We start from the raw sequence: 15,618 nt of genomic DNA, 5'->3' as shown, positions 1-15,618 counted from the left end.
TCGTTAGCTCAGTTGGTAGAGCAGTTGGCTTTTAACCAATTGGTCGATGGTTCGAATCCATCACGACCCACCATATTAAAGCATGAAAAGTTTTAGCTTAAAGGACTGCAGAAATGCGGTCCTTTTTTTTGCTCTGCGTAAACCCGTAATTTTCCTTCCGAGATTTTCTCGTTTCCTCTGTTCCCAAAAGAACTTGCTATCCAAAACGATATATTGACCAGTATCAAATTCCAGACAAGTTGCTTTTCCGATGGCTGGTAATTAACCGGTCGTAGACTAGGATAAGCCTATGTTCAGGTTTTACCTTGAGCGAATTGAACGCTCAAGCACCATGACAAGCGGGGCATTTTATAGTGTCTGCGAGTGGCTCTGGCAGTTCAGCCGACATTGAGCGCATTATTCAAGAGTATGTCCCGGGTAAGCAGGTCACCCTGGCGCATTTGCTCGCGAATCCCACTGAGGATTTGTGCCAGAAAGTCGGTGTAGAGCATGCAGAAGCGATTGGTATTCTTACCCTGACGCCGGGCGAAACGGCCATTATTGCCGGCGATGTCGCAACCAAGTTTGCATCGGTAAAAATAGGCTTTCTGGATCGCTTTTCGGGCGCGCTCGTCCTTACCGGTAGTATCGGGTCAGTCGAGGAAGCATTGGGCGCCATCCTTTCTACGCTGGAGTCGTCATTAGGATACAGGGTATGTCAGGCAACCCGGACATGAATAGGACGTCTCTGTATCCGGATCTGGCGAACTTCGTGCTGGTGGGTGATGTCGGCAGCGGCAAAACGGCACTCACGATGGCACTGCTCGAATCCAGCGATCAGGTTATGAAAACACAAGCTGTTGTTTTTCATCCCAGTCATGTTGTAGATACTCCGGGGGAGTTCACCTCCCGCCCCGCATACTATGGGGCCCTGCTGTCCACTATTTCCGATATCAGCACGATCGTGTATCTGCAGCCGGCAAATAGTGCGTCTTTCTCACTGCCTCCGGGCCTTTTGCAAGTTTACCCTGGCAAGCGGGTTGTCGGGGTAGTCAGCAAAATCGATTTACCGGATGCCAACGCAGAAACGGCCTGCCGGGTAATGCAGGATCACAATATTTCGCCACCGTATTTTCTGACTTCTACAGCAACGGGTGAGGGTGTTGCTGCCTTGAGGTCCTTTCTGATCAGTTTGCAAACACCAGATACCAAAACAGGTGCCAACGAAGAGTGCGCTGAAAGCCTAGGCGTTGGCGATAACGAATGTTAATACGAATCTGATAGGGGCCGGGTTATGAAATCTCTGTTTACGGCTGAAAAAATAAAGGAGCTGCACAAGAGCGGACAGACCTCGGTGGAGGTTTCCCCGAAAAGCACGATTATTACGCCAGAAGCCCGTGATGTTGCCAAGAAGCTCGGGGTCAAAATAATCGATGTAGCGGTCAGCAGCGAACCGCATAAAGACGGTGCCTCTCGCACGGGCGGCCAACCGGATAGCCTGCAGGCTATCAAAAAAGCGGTCAGGGCAAAGCTGCCAGCTTCACACCAGAATTCCGGCCTGCTTGACCAGTTGATCGAGAAAGCCTTGAAGGAGCTACAGCACCAGGATGCCGCGGGTCCTTCATGTGAACGCGAGAAAGCGCCCAATGGCGTTGTGCTTGTGCGCGGTAATTCCGTGAAGCCCGGTAAGTTCGACGGCGCAGGCGGCAAACCCATAGGGCTGACGGATGTCATTGGTCCCGACGACAAAAGCTCCATCGCGGCAGGCTATATGCAGTGGGATAACTGCAGTTTTCCCTGGACTCTGAATTACGACGAGATCGACGTGGTTCTTGAGGGCGAACTGCACATTACTTGTGGTGACAAGACGCACATCGGCAAGCCAGGTGACGTCTTTTTCATACCCAAGGGTGCGTCTATTGAATTTGGGTCTCCCGGGAAAGTGCGATTTGTGTATGTGACCTATCCAGCGGATTGGTCAGCGCAATAAAAGGGGTTGTATCGATGCCATCCTGGATTACAGAAGCCAGTTTGCGAGCCGAGCATGGCCTAGCCCATGGCAGCGAAGTACACCTGCCTCAGGGAGCCAGGCTTACCCCGTCTGCAAGCCAGCTGCTGGCCGAACGCAAGATCCGCATCAAATATATCGGTGATGACGGTCGGGTTTTCCTGCCTGACGAGTCGGACGCGGGCGTAAGCCAGAAAGCCTCGGTGCACCCTCTCACCAGCGCGAACGTCCGCCCCGGTAATCGTTGTGCTATTTGTCACAGCCACGTCGAAAAGAAAACCGAGTTGCTGACGCTGTTAGACGGTGAACAGTTGGTTCCCAAGACCCATCCCCGAATCGCACTGCGTGGCAAGTTGGATACGCTGATTTCCCAGACCGTGTGGGTACAGACGCAGTTTGCCGTCAGTTTCGATAAATATCCGGTGCTGTGCCATTCGTTGGCAGATCTGCGTTCGTTTATGGGTAATCTCCTGCGAAGCGAAGTTACTGGTGAAGTTCAGGACGATATCAGTATGGGAGACCTGGACGACGAAACCATTCACCAGATTTCCCACCAACCTCTGAAGTATCTTGGCCACGACCACATAGTTCCGGAACTAAAGCACGGTGCCAACGTGTCGCTGCTGAACGTGCTCAGGGCTATGGCCCGTGAGGCAGAAGTCGAGGCCTGTAAAGCATTCCAGACGGACAGTTTTGGTCTTACGCGGCCGGATATCGTTCAGGGCCTCAATCGGCTAAGCAGTGCACTTTACGTATTGATGCTAATGACTCTGGTGGTTGAAACGAGTGGATCACTCCCTGAACTTGGAGTGATTTCATGAATAAGGTGATGGAGCAGTGCCGGAATGCGTGCCGTGAAACACCGAAGCGCATTGTTTTTCCCGATGCTCTTGATGAGCGGGTGCTGCATGCGGCAAACGAGCTACATCAACGTGGCCTGGCTCAGCCCATTTTGCTGGGTAACCCGTTTGAACTTCGGGATTATGCACATGAGAGGGGCGTAGCGATGCCCTGTTTTTCGATTGTGGACCCTGCACGTTCTCAATGGATGGACTCATTTGTCAGTGCGTACGTCGATAAGAACGAAGGGATGGATAGGGAGGAAGCCCGCGAAACCATGAGTGCGCCTCTGTTTTTTGGCGCCATGATGGTCAAGCAAGGGCATGCTGATATCTGTATTGGAGGAAACATCTCGACCAGTGGCGATGTGATCCGGGCGGCCATCAGGGTAATCGGAACGGCTGGAGGACAGAAAACCGTGTCATCGTTTTTCCTTATGTCGTCAGCCGATGGCAGCGACATCCGGCTGTTTGCAGATGCGGGGGTTATTCCAGAGCCGACAGTCGAGCAGCTATCTGATATTGCCATTGATTCGGCACGCAGTTTTGAGGCGCTCACGGGTGAGCAGGCGCGGGTCGCGTTACTGTCATTTTCGACCAAAGGCAGTTCGCAGCATCCGGCAGCCAGAAAAATCATGGAGGCCTTTGAGTTAACGCACACCCGGGCTCCCTCGTTGGTCATTGATGGCGAACTGCAGTTCGATGCAGCGGTTGTGCCCTCTGTTGCTCAAAAGAAGGCGCCTGACAGCCCATTGAAAGGTAATGCAAATGTTCTGATATTTCCCTCACTTGATGCTGGAAATATTGCTTATAAGGTTGCTCAGCGCATGGCTAATTACACAGCGCTGGGGCCGATGTTGGAAGGTTTAGCGAAACCTATGCATGACTTGTCACGGGGTTGTACGGCCGACGATATCGTCGACGTCGCCATGGTGGCGTCATGCCTGGTTAACAACGAGAAGTGACACCCTGAGGAGAATTAACCATGAATGAAGCACTTGGAATTATTGAAACAAAGGGCCTGACCGCCCTGATTGAGGCCTCTGACGCAATGGTAAAAGCGGCCAGAGTTCAGCTTGTTGGTTACAAACAGATTGGTAGTGGTCTTGTCACTGCGATGGTTCGGGGTGATGTAGCTGCCTGTAAGGCAGCCACAGATGCCGGTGCCGCAGCAGCACAGAGATTGGGTGAGTTGGTGGCTGTGCACGTGATTCCGCGTCCGCACGGCGATCTGGAATCGATATTCCCGATTACTCCTACCGGGCAGCCTTTATCCGATTCCTGAGGCAATCAGGCAACAATGAAAAAGGTTTATTCAGATGAACGCAGTCTGGAAGCAGGCTTCAGAACAAGCCGAAAGGCTAGAGGGTACCAGCATGATGGAAGCACTAGGCATTATTGAAACCAAAGGTCTGACGGCTTTGATAGAGGCCTCAGATGCCATGGTAAAAGCCGCCAGGGTTGAGCTGGTTGGCTATGAACAAATCGGCCATGGCTACGTGACCGCTTTGGTCAGAGGTGATGTGGCTGCCTGTAAAGCTGCGACGGACGCAGGAGCGGCAGCAGCGCAGCGCCTCGGAGAGCTGATTGCGGTTCATGTCATCCCACGACCACACGCTGATCTGGAATCCATATTTCCGATTGCGCCGAGAAAAGGGGTAGAACCGGGAAAACCTAACCAGGGCAAGAAAGCATAAGGCTGATGCCTGCTGATTTGGAAGCTATCCCATGAGACTTGCAAAGGTAATCGGTCAAGTCGTTGCTACTGTCCGCAGCGAGCGTTTGGGGATGGATAAGCTTGCCTTGGTCAAGTTTATCGATCAGGACGGAAACGAAGAGAGCCCAGTGATGGTGGCAGCTGACCGGCTGGGCGCAGGGGAAGGTGAATGGGTGCTGGTGGTGGGTGGTAGCTCCGCTCGCATGTCGGTAGACAGTAGCGGCCATACACCTGTCGATCTCAGTGTCGTGGGCATTATTGATGAAGTTACCGGTGGCTCGGAAACCTGGTTTCAAAAGTCCCAGCGTCGGTACTAGGCCACTTTTATCAGGCTGTCATAAATGGTGAGGCAGCCTCGGGGGGAGGGAACATGCAGATGGATGCACAGCAGATTGAGTCCATCGTCCGCCGCGTTATCGAGCAGCTGAACTCGCCGCAGCGCGACGGTGAAAGCTACGGCGTATTCAGAACGCTTGATGATGCCGTAGCGGCCGCTCAGAGTGCCCATAAACAGGTCAAGTCGGTGGCGCATCGAGAGGCGATCATTGCGGCTATTCGGCGCATGGGACACGAGCATGTACAGGAGTTATCTCAGCTTGCCGTTCAGGAGACCGGATACGGACGGGTAGAGGACAAGATACGCAAACACAAGCTGGTGCTCGACAAAACACCTGGGGTCGAAGCTGTTGTTCCGATGGCGCTTACTGGTGATCATGGGTTGTCACTTATCGAAAACGCACCCTGGGGCGTAATAGCATCGGTTACTCCCTCTACCAACCCATCAGCAACCATTTTAAACAATGCGATCAGTATGATCGCAGCCGGTAATTCGGTTGTATTTTCACCTCACCCTGCAGCGAAAGCCGTTTCCCAGCGCACTATCCAGTTGGTCAATCGTGCTTCATTGAGTGCCGGGGGGCCTGCGAACCTCGTTACTTGTGTTGAAGAACCCTCAATTGAAGCAGCCACACGGCTGTTCAGCTTCCCCGGCATTCGCTTGCTCACTATTACGGGTGGAGATGCGGTGGTGAATGCTGCGCGGAAAGTCACTGACAAACGCCTGATAGCGGCCGGACCGGGTAACCCGCCTGTTGTAGTGGATGAAACCGCTGATATAGAACGGGCGGCGATCAGTATCGTTCAGGGTGCGTCGTTTGATAACAACATCATCTGCGTCGATGAGAAGGAAGTTGTTGCCGTTGAGTCTATTGCGACCGAATTAAAAGAGGCCATGTGCCGACATGGTGCCGTTGAGATCAATGCAGATCAGGCAGATGCTGTGGCAAGGCTCGTTTTAGCGGGTTACCCCGGCCCCAGCCCACGTCCGAAGCCGGATTGGGTAGGGCGAGATGCGGAAAAGATCGCGGCAGCAGCAGGCTTCAGTGTACCGGCTGGCACTCGTTTGCTTATTACAGAAACCGGGCGGGATCATGCGTTTGCCACAACTGAAATGATGCTCCCGGTTATTGCGCTGATACGCGCCCGCGACGCAGACCAGGCTATCGATTGGGCAGTGGAGTTGGAGTCCGGAAATCTGCATACCGCAGCCATGCACTCCCGGAATATCGACAATCTTTCCCGCATGGCACTGGAAATCAATTGCAGCCTGTTTGTAAAAAATGGCCCTTGTATTGCCGGGCTGGGTGCGGGTGGAGAAGGGTGGACCTCCATGACGATATCAACACCTACTGGCGAGGGAGTTACTAACGCCAGCACATTTGTGCGCAAGCGCCGCTGCACCATGGTGGATTCGTTCCGAATCGTATGACAAGGAGACCGAAATGAGCAGGACAATGGCCGACGTTAACAAATTACTGAAGACGACTGCCGGCCTGATCAACAAGGACGCCGCCAAGCCCTTTCAGGGCGAATTCCGAGTGGGTGTCGACTTGGGTACCGCCGACATTCAGACGATTGTATTGGATGGGGCCGGTAACCCGCTTGCAGCTTTTATGGATTGGGCCAATGTCGTCCGCGACGGCGTTGTCGTCGATTTCTTTGGTGCCAGCCAGATTGTTCGGGAGCAGGTTCGGCGTGCGGGCGCAAAGCTGGGTATTCATATTGAACAGGTCACCACTTCTTTCCCTCCAGGCACGGATTCACGCATTTCAACCAACGTTATTGAAGCCGCCGGCCTTGAAGTGGCAGGGGTTATTGATGAACCAAGCAGTGTGGCGAAGTTGCTGCAGCTTGATCACGCAGCCGTGGTCGATATTGGTGGTGGAACTACAGGAACCGCCATTATTGAACAGGGGGAAGTTGTTTGCTCGATGGATGACGCCACTGGCGGACGGCATATCAGTCTGGCCCTTGCCGGGCATTTCGGTATGCCTTATGAAGAAGCCGAAGAGATGAAACGCAACACCAAAGATTTCGCACTGTGCAGACTGGCGACCCCCGTCATTGCAAAAATGGCGGATATCGTCCATGGCCATATTGCTGACTACAAGGTACCGGCCATTTATCTGACCGGCGGTTCCTGCGCGTTGCCGGGGTTTCTGGAGGTGTTTGCGGCCGAGTTTCCAGGCGTTGAGGTAGTACTTCCTTCGCACCCGCTTTATCTGACGCCGTTGGCAATCGCCAGCTACTCGGATGTTCTCCAGGCTCAAGAAGCGAGGGTTGGATGAAATGAATCTGGGAGAACAGCCACTGGACAACGAACTAATTGAGGATATCGTCACCCGTACGGTAGACGAGCTGACGCCCCATGGCCTGTTCAATTTCAACGCCCCGCGCCAGACCTTGATGGGTGAGGGTGCGATTCTCAAAATTGGCGAGATACTCAGCAAGCTGGATGTAACTCATGTCTTGGTGGTCGCGGATCGTGTGGTCCATGAAAAGGGCCTGATGCGAAGCATGGAAAGGAGCCTCGAGAGAGCAGGCATAGCATGCACGATCTATCCCGCTATAACTCAGGAACCTGATGAAACGGTTGTCGCTTCTGCCACCGAATTGCTGACCCGCAATGAAGCAGACTTTGTTCTGGGCTTCGGTGGCGGTTCAGCACTGGATGCAGCCAAAGCCATAGCTCTGGCGGGGAGCAGCCAGAGCAGCCTGCATCAATTGGCAGAACCGGGGTTCAGCGGTCGCCGCGTCGTGGGGCTGGGTGCTGTTCCAACAACCGCGGGCACTGGGTCTGAAGTTACCGATATCAGCGTGATCATGCGGGCTGACAGGCTGCACAAGTTTGTAATTAAAAAAGCGGACCTGATGCCGGATCTCGCGATTGTAGACCCGGGCCTGATGCTTGGTTTGCCGCCTAAGGTAACGGCTGCAACCGGTATTGATGCGCTGACACACGCTATTGAAGCCTACGCTGCGAGGAGTTCCCATCCGTTGGCAAAGGCATTGGCTATTTGCGCGATACAAAGTATTGCTGAGGCATTGCCTATCGTAGTGGGTAACGGGGGAGACAGGGCCGCCCGGCTGACCATGGCAACTGCATCTTACAAAGCGGGGCTTGCTTTCAGTAATTCCGGGCTTGGCCTGGTCCATGCAATATCTCATCAGATTGGACCCCGCTACCGCCTTGCCCACGGTATCGCCAACGGGATTCTTCTCCCTTACGTCATGAGATTCAATGCTCTGGTTTGCCAACGAGAGTATGCCGCCATCGCACATATGCTGGGCGTTACCCATTCCGGAATGACTGAACGAGAGCAATGCATCGCGTCCATTGATGCCGTCAGGCAGCTGCTTTCCGACATTGGGTTACCTGAGAAGCTTACGGGTACCGGTATTAACCGTGATGACTTTAGCGCCATTGCGACGGAAGCACTCCAGGACGTGTGTGCCCGGGATAACCCGAGAGATGTTACCGAAGCGGATATTGTGCAATTGCTTGAAGAGGTGACAAAAAAAGAAAAAGTGTGATTGAACCCTTTTGCTAGAAGCTGGAGAGCCGGTTATGGAAACGTTAAACCAGATCATTCTTTATATCATGATGACCTTTATGGTCATCGGCGCACTGGATCGCATATTCATGCAATTTGGAGGGTCGGAACCGGTTCTAGGAAAGATCGGCCTGCGTGGTTTTGGTCGATCTATTTCAGGGGCCGGTAACGAGTTTGAAGAGGGTTTTCAGGCCATGGGCGCACTTGCGTTGGCTATGGTTGGTATTATCGCCATGGCGCCGGTGCTGGCCAAAATACTGTCTCCAATCGTTGTTCCGATCTACACATTTCTTGGCGCCGACCCGGCCATGTTTGCTACCACCCTGTTGGCTAACGACATGGGCGGATACTTCCTGGCGAAAGAAATGGCCACAGCCGTGGATGGAGCCATTAATTACGGCGCCTGGATGTATGCTGGCCTGATTCTTGGGGCCATGATGGGCCCTACTATTGTATTCACCATCCCCGTTGCTGTTGGCATCATTAAAGAACAGGATCGCCCCTACCTCGCGTCCGGGGTACTGGCGGGTATTGTTACTATCCCCCTCGGTTGTATTGCAGGTGGGCTGGCCGCCATGGCGTCAACGGTTCTTATACCCGGCACTGACCAGGCGATACAGTTCAATATGCCGCTGATTTTCATGAATCTGATACCGGTAATAATCGTGTCTGCTCTGATCGCCGCCGGGTTATGGTTCATGCCCGAAAAGATGATTAACGGCTTTTCGATTTTTGCAAAATTCCTGGTTGCCTTTATCACAATCGGCCTTGCAGCTGCGGTATTGAAGCAGACTCTGGGCATTACCCTGATTCCCGGCATGGACCCGATATTCATGGTGCCTGGCGACGAGCCGGGTGTTGATATGCGAGCGATCGAAGTCATCGGCTCCATCGCCATTATTCTTTTGGGTGCATACCCCATGGTTCTGTTGCTGACCCGCTGGTTCGAGAAGCCATTGCTGAAGATGGGTGGTGTGCTGAACGTAAACACGACAGCCGCCACCGGCCTGATTGCCACTCTGGCCAACAACATTCCAATGTTTCAGGTGATGAAGGATATGGATAGCCGCGGCAAGATTCTTTGCTCGGCCTTTGCCGTCAGTGCCGCGTTCACCTTTGGTGACCATCTTGGTTTTACCGCGGCCAACAAACCGGACATGATCATGGCTGTCATCATCGGCAAGCTCGTCGGTGGTATCACTGCTGTCCTGTTCGCCATGCTGCTCGCCGATCGCATGATCGCCTCCATCGAGAAAAACGGTAAACCAGCACCAGAGCTATCCAGCTCTGAGGAAGCGGAAGGAAAAGCGTGAACAGAAAAACCGTCCACAGTGTTGGTATTGATATCGGCACCACCACTACCCAGGTGATCTTTTCAAGGCTCACCATGGTCAACCGGGCACCTGTTACCCAGGTGCCCAGGTATGAGTTTGTGGAACGGGAGATTTTTTTCCAGAGCCCCGTCAGCGCCACGCCTTTACAGGAGGATGGCACAGTGAATGTGCCCATGCTGCAGCGGTTTATTGATGAACAGTTTGCTGCTGCGGGTATTGCTCTCAGTGATATTGAAACCGGTGCCATTATCATCACCGGTGAAACCTCTAAAGTGAAGAACGCCAAAGATACCGTTATGGGGCTTGCCGAGCGTTTGGGGGACTTTGTGGTAGCAACTGCGGGGCCAAATCTGGAGTCCGTGATTGCGGGGAGAGGCAGTGGGGCGGGCGATTACTCGAAGCGTAACCACGCCCGGGTACTGAACATCGACATTGGCGGTGGCACCAGTAACTACGTGGTCTTTAACAGTGGCAGGGTAGAGGACACTGCCTGTCTTAATATCGGCGGGAATCTGGTTAAAACTGACCCATCGGGGGCTGTAACCAAAATCCGGGAACCCGCAAGGCTGGTTCTCGAGTCGCTGTTTGGAGAGGCGTTACCTGAAAGCCGGTTAAGCGCGGATAAGCTTAAAAAGGTCGTTGATTGCATGGCGCAACTGGTTGTTGATGTGATCCTTGGCAACCACTCTGAACTGGCTCGAAAACTGATGATGACGCCGTATCTGAAAGAGGCGGGTGAATTTGATGCAGTCTTCATAAGCGGAGGCGTCGGCACCAGCTACTACCGCCTGAAAACAGACGATCTTGACCCTTTCAAGTGGAACGATGTCGGCGTAATGCTTGGCGGCGCTTTATTGAGGCACCCGACGCTCGCGGCGATGAACGTCAAAGAGCCGGCCCAGACTCAACAGGCCACCGTTATCGGCGCCGGCGCCTACTCCATGTCGCTCTCCGGAAGCTCAATCTGGATGAATGTGGATTCACTGCCTATTCGCAATATACCTGTGGTGGAGCCTCAGATCGACTGGGAGGGGGGCGAGCAGCCACCGGTTTGCCGACAGATTGTCGAGGCTGCGGAGCGCATGGACTTGCGCCTGCGAGAGGATAACTACGCCATCGCGCTGGGCCGGGATATGCCCATGAGTTATCAGGCTGTGAGCCATACAGCAAAAGAGATTGCAGATTATTACCAAGAGCATGGCAACCGCCAGTCACCTGCAATCATCGTTACTGAAAATGATCTGGGTAAGGTGTTGGGGATGGAGCTGCAGCCCCGAATTGACCCCCAGAAACTGCTGGTGATTGACGAAGTGCGCGCCGTTACCGGTGATTACATCGATATCGGTGAAAGTTTTTTTGGCGGGGAAGTTGTGCCATTAACCATCAAATCTCTGGCATTTCCTGCCTAGAGGGGGAGGTTTTTCATGAACTTGAAGACAACGTTGTTCGGAAAGGTTTATCAGTTTCGTGACGTAAAGGACGTGCTCGCAAAGGCGAACGAACTTCGTTCGGGGGACGTGCTGGCAGGGGTGGCGGCAGAGACGGCACAAGAGCGAGTTGCCGCCAAACAGGTCCTGAGTGAAATGCGCCTCGAAACCTTGCGGGAAAATCCTATAGTCCCTTACGAAGAGGATGCCATAACCCGGGTCATTCAGGATGCGGTAAACAAAGCGGCTTATGAAGATATCCGGCATTGGACCGTTAGCGAGTTGAGGGAATACATCCTGTCGGATGTGCCCACCCGTGAAGACTATGAAAGGATGCGCCGGGGCCTTACGTCTGAAATGGTCGCAGCTGTATGCAAGATATGTTCGAACGGCGACCTCATGGTCGGTGCCAAGAAACTGTATGTGATCTCAAAGGCCAACTGCACCGTGGGTATTCCTGGCCGGTTTTCTTCCCGACTGCAACCCAATGATACCCGCGATGACATAGACAGTATTATGGTTCAGGTCTACGAAGGGTTGAGCTATGGCTGCGGTGATGCAGTTATTGGCATCAACCCGGTTACTGAATCGGTCGAAAACACCATCCGCATACTCAATGCGGTCAAGGAAGCCACCGACAAATGGAATATTCCGACTCAGGGTTGTGTGCTTGCTCACATATCCAACCAGATGGCGGCGCTTGAGAAAGGCGCACCCGGTGGTTTGCTGTTTCAGAGTCTGTCGGGCACAGAGAAAGGTCTCAATGAGTTTGGCGTGACCGTTGAATTGCTCGATGAAGCCTATGAGATGGGCAAACATTACTGCAAGCTTGCGGGTTCGAACATGATGTACTTCGAAACCGGCCAGGGCACGGCTCTATCTGCCAATGCCCACCACGGTGCGGACCAGGTGACCATCGAAGCCCGGAACTACGGCTTGGCAAAACGCTATAAACCTCATTTGCTGAACACGGTTGTCGGGTTCATCGGCCCAGAATATTTGTTCAACCATCAGCAGATCACGCGAGCTGCATTGGAAGATCATTTTATGGGCAAGTTGACCGGGATCTCCATGGGCTGTGATGCCTGTTATACAAACCACGCCGATACCGATCAGAACTCTAATGAAAACCTGACCACACTGCTCGCAGCAGCTGGCTGTAACTATGTGATGTCCCTGCCCCTGGGGGACGACATTATGCTGAATTACCAAACCACTGGTTTTCATGACGTTGTCACTGCCCGGCAGCTCCTGAGCTACCGTCCCGCCCCCGAATTTGAGGCCTGGATGGAAACTATGGGGTTGATGGAGAACGGCAAGCTCACCGCCCGTGCGGGCGACCCATCCATCTTCTTTGATTGAGGTGATAACCATGGATGAGCAAACAATTCAGAGTATCGTCAATTCGGTGTTGCGTGAGCTGGGCGAAAAGGACCTTCCCGCCGGCCAGGTGACTCGTGTTCAGCCCGAAGGTAAAAGTACACAGCGGAATGATCCACCGGCCTACAAGCCATCAGAGACTGCTGGTCGGCAAGGGCAGACAGAGTCAGCCGATACAGGCGACGGCCTTGAAGATCTGAGCCTTGAAAAGTTCGTGCATTGGAACGGTATCGAGAACGCCCATAACGCTTCGGTCAACAGTGATATGGTCAAACAAACAGCGGCCCGTGTCTGCCAGGGCCGAGCCGGGCCAAGGCCCCGTACCCGTTCACTTCTGCGCTTTCTTGCGGACCATTCCCGTTCAAAAGACACCGTCGTGAAGGAAGTGTCTCCGGAATGGCTTGAAAAGAAAAACCTCTGGGAAGTTCAGACTTGTATTTCGGATAAAAGCGAGTACCTCCGCCGCCCGGATCTTGGCCGCAAACTCTCCGATGACGCAAAGAAAACCATCGGCGAACGCTGTAAGAAATCGCCTCAGGTGCAGGTGGTTATTTCTGACGGTCTGAGTACAGACGCCGTGACCAATAACCTGGACGAAATTATACCACCCCTTATGAAGGGGCTTGAGAGTGCCGGATTTACCGTTGGCACCCCGTTCTTTCTGCGGTATGGCCGTGTAAAGGCTCAGGATGAAATCGGCAACCTGTTGCAAGCCGACGCCAACCTCCTGCTCATCGGCGAAAGGCCAGGGCTGGGGCAGTCTGAAAGCCTGAGTTGTTATTGCGTATACAAACCCACCGAGAAGACGGTGGAGTCAGATCGTATGGTTATTTCCAATATCCATAAAGGCGGTACACCACCCATAGAGGCAGCGGCTGTTATCGTGGATCTGACGCGCAAAATGCTTGAGCAAAAAGCGAGTGGGCTAAACCTTAAACGCTGAAGCCAAGGGCTCAGACTCATGGTTCGGAGACCTCAAAATGAGGCTCCCGGCAATATTTTGAAGGAGCACCATCATGGCAATTCGGGACGAGATCAGAGCATCGGTATTGGCGACACGCGTTATTGCGTCGGTCGATGACGGAATGATGAAACAGTTTAATCTGAAGAAAGAACAACGATGTATCGGCATGATTACAGCCGACAGTGATGACGTTACCTACGTAGCCCTGGACGAGGCAACAAAAGCTGCACAGGTTGATGTGGTATACGCCCGATCATTCTATGCCGGTGCTGCGCATTCGTCCGGCCTGTTATCCGGTGAGGTGATCGGTATCATCGCCGGGCCAGGCCCTGCGGATGTAATCGCCGGGCTTCAGAGAGCGCAGGAAGTGATCGAAAATGAGGCCTGCTTTTACTCAGCTAATGACGAGGGCAGTATCGCGTATTTTGCACACCTGGTATCTGCCACCGGAAGCTATTTGTCGAAAGAGGGCGGGTTAAAGCGGGGCGACTCAATGGCGTATCTGATTGCACCGCCTCTGGAAGCCATGTTCGGTATGGATGCAGCATTGAAAGCGGCCAGCGTGAAGGTTTCCAACTTCTTTGCTCCGCCTTCTGAAACGAACTACGGTGGTGGGTATCTCACTGGTACTCAGGCAGCGTGTAAGGCTGCGTGCGAAGCCTTTGAGGAGGCAGTTCTGGCCGTTGCCAGAAATCCTATTGATATATGAGCGGCGCAGGTGACATGAACTCCCTTGTTGAAAAAGTCAGAAGCGCGGGTGTTGTGGGTGCCGGAGGGGCGGGTTTTCCCTCGTATGTAAAAATTCAGGCATCGGCCGATGTGCTGATTGCTAACGGAGCCGAATGCGAGCCCTTGCTGTTCAAGGATCAGACGATCATCCAGCGGTTCTCAACCGAACTGCTTCAGGGCATGGCGCTTCTGATGGATCAGGTTGGTGCGAGCAGGGGCGTGCTGGCAGTCAAGGAAAAACACCAGGATTCGATCGCACACATAGAGCCTTTGTTGCCGGCAAATATCGAACTGAAACTCATGCCCAACGTATATCCTGCGGGCGATGAATACGAACTGGTGTATGAGGTAACCGGTAATCGTATTCCGGCAGGTGGTCTACCCAAGGATATCGGGGTACTGGTTCAGAACGTTGAAACACTGGTGAACATTGCGCGGGCAGCAGAAGGTCAGCCTGTTACCCGGACCATGGTCACTGTGCACGGAGAGGTTGAGCATCCTTTTACCGCATGGTTGCCCATAGGTATGCGCTTTGGCGATGTCATTAGCCTTGCTGGTGGCATAACCTGTGATGATCCCGTGGTCATCGATGGCGGCGCCATGATGGGGCAGGTCGTTGACGACCAGGATGCGTCGATTTCCGCAGTGAGTAGTGGTTTATTGGTGCTGCCCAGGGCAAGCAACCTTGTGAGGCGACGTTCCGAAACCGAGCAGGAGTACAAACGCATCGGGAAATCCGGTTGCGACCAGTGCACCCTTTGTACTGAAATGTGCCCCAGATACCTGCTCGGCTACCCGATACAGCCGCACCTGGTTATGCGCTCGTTGCTAACAACAGGCGAGGTCAGCGAGACTCTATCGGTTCATGCTCAGGCCTGTTGTGAATGTAATATCTGCAGCCTATGGGCGTGTCCGGAACAGCTGAACCCCCGAGATATATGCGTTTCAACCAAGCGTGACCTTAAGGCCAATGATTTGTGGCTGACACCGGAGCAATTGCAGGGCCAGACCCGCGAAGTACACAGCATGCGTGAATACCGGGGCGTGCCATCACAACGGCTGGCCCGTAAGCTGGGGCTCGCCAAATACGACAGTAAAACCGCCTACTGGAAAGAGGTTGATACGGTTCCATCTCGAGTCATCATTCCATTGCACCAGCGTATGGGGCAGCACCCGGAGCCGGTGGTGTCTAATGGGGATGCTGTCGTTGAGGGCGCAGTCATTGCGGCCCCGGCGGGTGAGGGAATGGGCGTTCCCATTCACGCCAGTATCAGCGGGATCGTTACATTGATAGACGGCTTTATTGAAATCGACGCCGGTTAACTGGCTTGGGCTCCAACAGGAATCG

At 53.5% G+C, this 15,618-nt stretch carries 17 protein-coding genes; all 17 read left to right on the top strand.

All coding sequences use genetic code 11. The features are described 5' to 3' along the window. The first annotated feature begins 353 nt into the window (after positions 1-353). The 17 genes from Q4501_RS10590 to Q4501_RS10510 all read left to right on the top strand — a co-directional run bounded on the left by Q4501_RS10590 (position 354) and on the right by Q4501_RS10510 (position 15,593). Positions 354-716, top strand: coding sequence for a BMC domain-containing protein (locus Q4501_RS10590; protein ID WP_303596180.1), 363 nt, complete (start codon positions 354-356; stop codon positions 714-716). Further along, positions 695-1,249 (top strand): EutP/PduV family microcompartment system protein, encoded by a 555-nt coding sequence (locus Q4501_RS10585; protein ID WP_303596179.1) that lies wholly within the window; start codon positions 695-697, stop codon positions 1,247-1,249. Before Q4501_RS10590 ends, Q4501_RS10585 begins: the two co-directional genes overlap by 22 nt. Positions 1,250-1,273: 24 nt before the next feature. Then, on the top strand, positions 1,274-1,969 hold the full coding sequence (eutQ, locus tag Q4501_RS10580; RefSeq protein ID WP_303596178.1) for an ethanolamine utilization acetate kinase EutQ: 696 nt from the start codon (positions 1,274-1,276) through the stop codon (positions 1,967-1,969). A 14-nt stretch (positions 1,970-1,983) separates the two neighbouring features. Beyond that, positions 1,984-2,808 carry an ethanolamine utilization cob(I)yrinic acid a,c-diamide adenosyltransferase EutT gene (gene eutT, locus Q4501_RS10575; RefSeq protein WP_303596177.1) on the top strand — a complete coding sequence of 275 codons (825 nt, stop codon included), beginning with the start codon at positions 1,984-1,986 and terminating at the stop codon, positions 2,806-2,808. Next, on the top strand, positions 2,805-3,791 hold the full coding sequence (gene pta / locus Q4501_RS10570; protein WP_303596176.1) for a phosphate acetyltransferase: 987 nt from the start codon (positions 2,805-2,807) through the stop codon (positions 3,789-3,791). Before eutT ends, pta begins: the two co-directional genes overlap by 4 nt. A 20-nt stretch (positions 3,792-3,811) precedes the next feature. Beyond that, positions 3,812-4,111 carry an ethanolamine utilization microcompartment protein EutM gene (eutM, locus tag Q4501_RS10565; protein WP_144776578.1) on the top strand — a complete coding sequence of 100 codons (300 nt, stop codon included), beginning with the start codon at positions 3,812-3,814 and terminating at the stop codon, positions 4,109-4,111. A 91-nt stretch (positions 4,112-4,202) separates the two neighbouring features. Beyond that, entirely contained in the window at positions 4,203-4,523 is a 321-nt protein-coding gene (gene eutM / locus Q4501_RS10560; protein ID WP_368497513.1) for an ethanolamine utilization microcompartment protein EutM, read from the top strand. A 31-nt stretch (positions 4,524-4,554) separates the two neighbouring features. Beyond that, entirely contained in the window at positions 4,555-4,860 is a 306-nt protein-coding gene (locus tag Q4501_RS10555; protein ID WP_303596175.1) for a EutN/CcmL family microcompartment protein, read from the top strand. Positions 4,861-4,913: 53 nt separating this feature from the next. After that, positions 4,914-6,311, top strand: a complete 1,398-nt coding sequence (locus tag Q4501_RS10550; RefSeq protein ID WP_303596174.1) for an aldehyde dehydrogenase family protein — start codon at positions 4,914-4,916, stop codon at positions 6,309-6,311. 13 nt (positions 6,312-6,324) lie between these two features. Then, the gene (eutJ, locus tag Q4501_RS10545; protein WP_303596173.1) at positions 6,325-7,170 is read left to right on the top strand and encodes an ethanolamine utilization protein EutJ; all 846 of its coding nucleotides are present in this window, start codon (positions 6,325-6,327) and stop codon (positions 7,168-7,170) included. Between the two features lies 1 nt (position 7,171). Continuing rightward, positions 7,172-8,416: an iron-containing alcohol dehydrogenase gene (locus Q4501_RS10540; protein WP_303596172.1), complete on the top strand. Its 1,245-nt coding sequence runs from the start codon at positions 7,172-7,174 to the stop codon at positions 8,414-8,416. A gap of 34 nt (positions 8,417-8,450) precedes the next feature. Continuing rightward, positions 8,451-9,749 carry an ethanolamine utilization protein EutH gene (gene eutH, locus Q4501_RS10535; protein ID WP_303596171.1) on the top strand — a complete coding sequence of 433 codons (1,299 nt, stop codon included), beginning with the start codon at positions 8,451-8,453 and terminating at the stop codon, positions 9,747-9,749. Further along, positions 9,746-11,179, top strand: coding sequence for an ethanolamine ammonia-lyase reactivating factor EutA (locus Q4501_RS10530; protein ID WP_303596170.1), 1,434 nt, complete (start codon positions 9,746-9,748; stop codon positions 11,177-11,179). The genes eutH and Q4501_RS10530 overlap by 4 nt, the downstream gene beginning before the upstream one ends. 15 nt (positions 11,180-11,194) lie before the next feature. After that, positions 11,195-12,559, top strand: a complete 1,365-nt coding sequence (locus Q4501_RS10525; RefSeq protein ID WP_011784746.1) for an ethanolamine ammonia-lyase subunit EutB — start codon at positions 11,195-11,197, stop codon at positions 12,557-12,559. 10 nt (positions 12,560-12,569) lie between these two features. Next, complete coding sequence (gene eutC, locus Q4501_RS10520) at positions 12,570-13,520, top strand: ethanolamine ammonia-lyase subunit EutC (protein WP_011784747.1); 951 nt, start codon at positions 12,570-12,572, stop codon at positions 13,518-13,520. 73 nt (positions 13,521-13,593) lie between these two features. After that, complete coding sequence (gene eutL, locus Q4501_RS10515; RefSeq protein WP_011784748.1) at positions 13,594-14,250, top strand: ethanolamine utilization microcompartment protein EutL; 657 nt, start codon at positions 13,594-13,596, stop codon at positions 14,248-14,250. Between the two features lie 14 nt (positions 14,251-14,264). Then, entirely contained in the window at positions 14,265-15,593 is a 1,329-nt protein-coding gene (locus Q4501_RS10510; protein WP_303596169.1) for a 4Fe-4S dicluster domain-containing protein, read from the top strand. Positions 15,594-15,618: the final 25 nt, after the last annotated feature.

This window comes from Marinobacter sp. 2_MG-2023, from assembly GCF_030546935.1.
Taxonomy (GTDB): domain Bacteria; phylum Pseudomonadota; class Gammaproteobacteria; order Pseudomonadales; family Oleiphilaceae; genus Marinobacter.
Note: the sequence above shows the minus strand (reverse complement) of the source record. Positions and strands in the feature narration are given on the sequence as shown.

Excerpts from the sequence above, each read along its gene's own strand:
- eutH (WP_303596171.1), top strand. The coding sequence starts at position 8,451 with ATGGAAACGTTAAACCAGATCATTCTTTATATCATGATGACCTTTATG.
- eutM (WP_368497513.1), top strand. The coding sequence starts at position 4,203 with ATGATGGAAGCACTAGGCATTATTGAAACCAAAGGTCTGACGGCTTTG.
- Q4501_RS10510 (WP_303596169.1), top strand. The coding sequence starts at position 14,265 with ATGAACTCCCTTGTTGAAAAAGTCAGAAGCGCGGGTGTTGTGGGTGCC.
- eutM (WP_144776578.1), top strand. The coding sequence starts at position 3,812 with ATGAATGAAGCACTTGGAATTATTGAAACAAAGGGCCTGACCGCCCTG.
- eutJ (WP_303596173.1), top strand. The coding sequence starts at position 6,325 with ATGAGCAGGACAATGGCCGACGTTAACAAATTACTGAAGACGACTGCC.
- eutQ (WP_303596178.1), top strand. The coding sequence starts at position 1,274 with ATGAAATCTCTGTTTACGGCTGAAAAAATAAAGGAGCTGCACAAGAGC.
- Q4501_RS10540 (WP_303596172.1), top strand. The coding sequence starts at position 7,172 with ATGAATCTGGGAGAACAGCCACTGGACAACGAACTAATTGAGGATATC.
- eutL (WP_011784748.1), top strand. The coding sequence starts at position 13,594 with ATGGCAATTCGGGACGAGATCAGAGCATCGGTATTGGCGACACGCGTT.
- pta (WP_303596176.1), top strand. The coding sequence starts at position 2,805 with ATGAATAAGGTGATGGAGCAGTGCCGGAATGCGTGCCGTGAAACACCG.
- Q4501_RS10550 (WP_303596174.1), top strand. The coding sequence starts at position 4,914 with ATGCAGATGGATGCACAGCAGATTGAGTCCATCGTCCGCCGCGTTATC.
- eutC (WP_011784747.1), top strand. The coding sequence starts at position 12,570 with ATGGATGAGCAAACAATTCAGAGTATCGTCAATTCGGTGTTGCGTGAG.
- eutT (WP_303596177.1), top strand. The coding sequence starts at position 1,984 with ATGCCATCCTGGATTACAGAAGCCAGTTTGCGAGCCGAGCATGGCCTA.
- Q4501_RS10585 (WP_303596179.1), top strand. The coding sequence starts at position 695 with ATGTCAGGCAACCCGGACATGAATAGGACGTCTCTGTATCCGGATCTG.
- Q4501_RS10525 (WP_011784746.1), top strand. The coding sequence starts at position 11,195 with ATGAACTTGAAGACAACGTTGTTCGGAAAGGTTTATCAGTTTCGTGAC.
- Q4501_RS10555 (WP_303596175.1), top strand. The coding sequence starts at position 4,555 with ATGAGACTTGCAAAGGTAATCGGTCAAGTCGTTGCTACTGTCCGCAGC.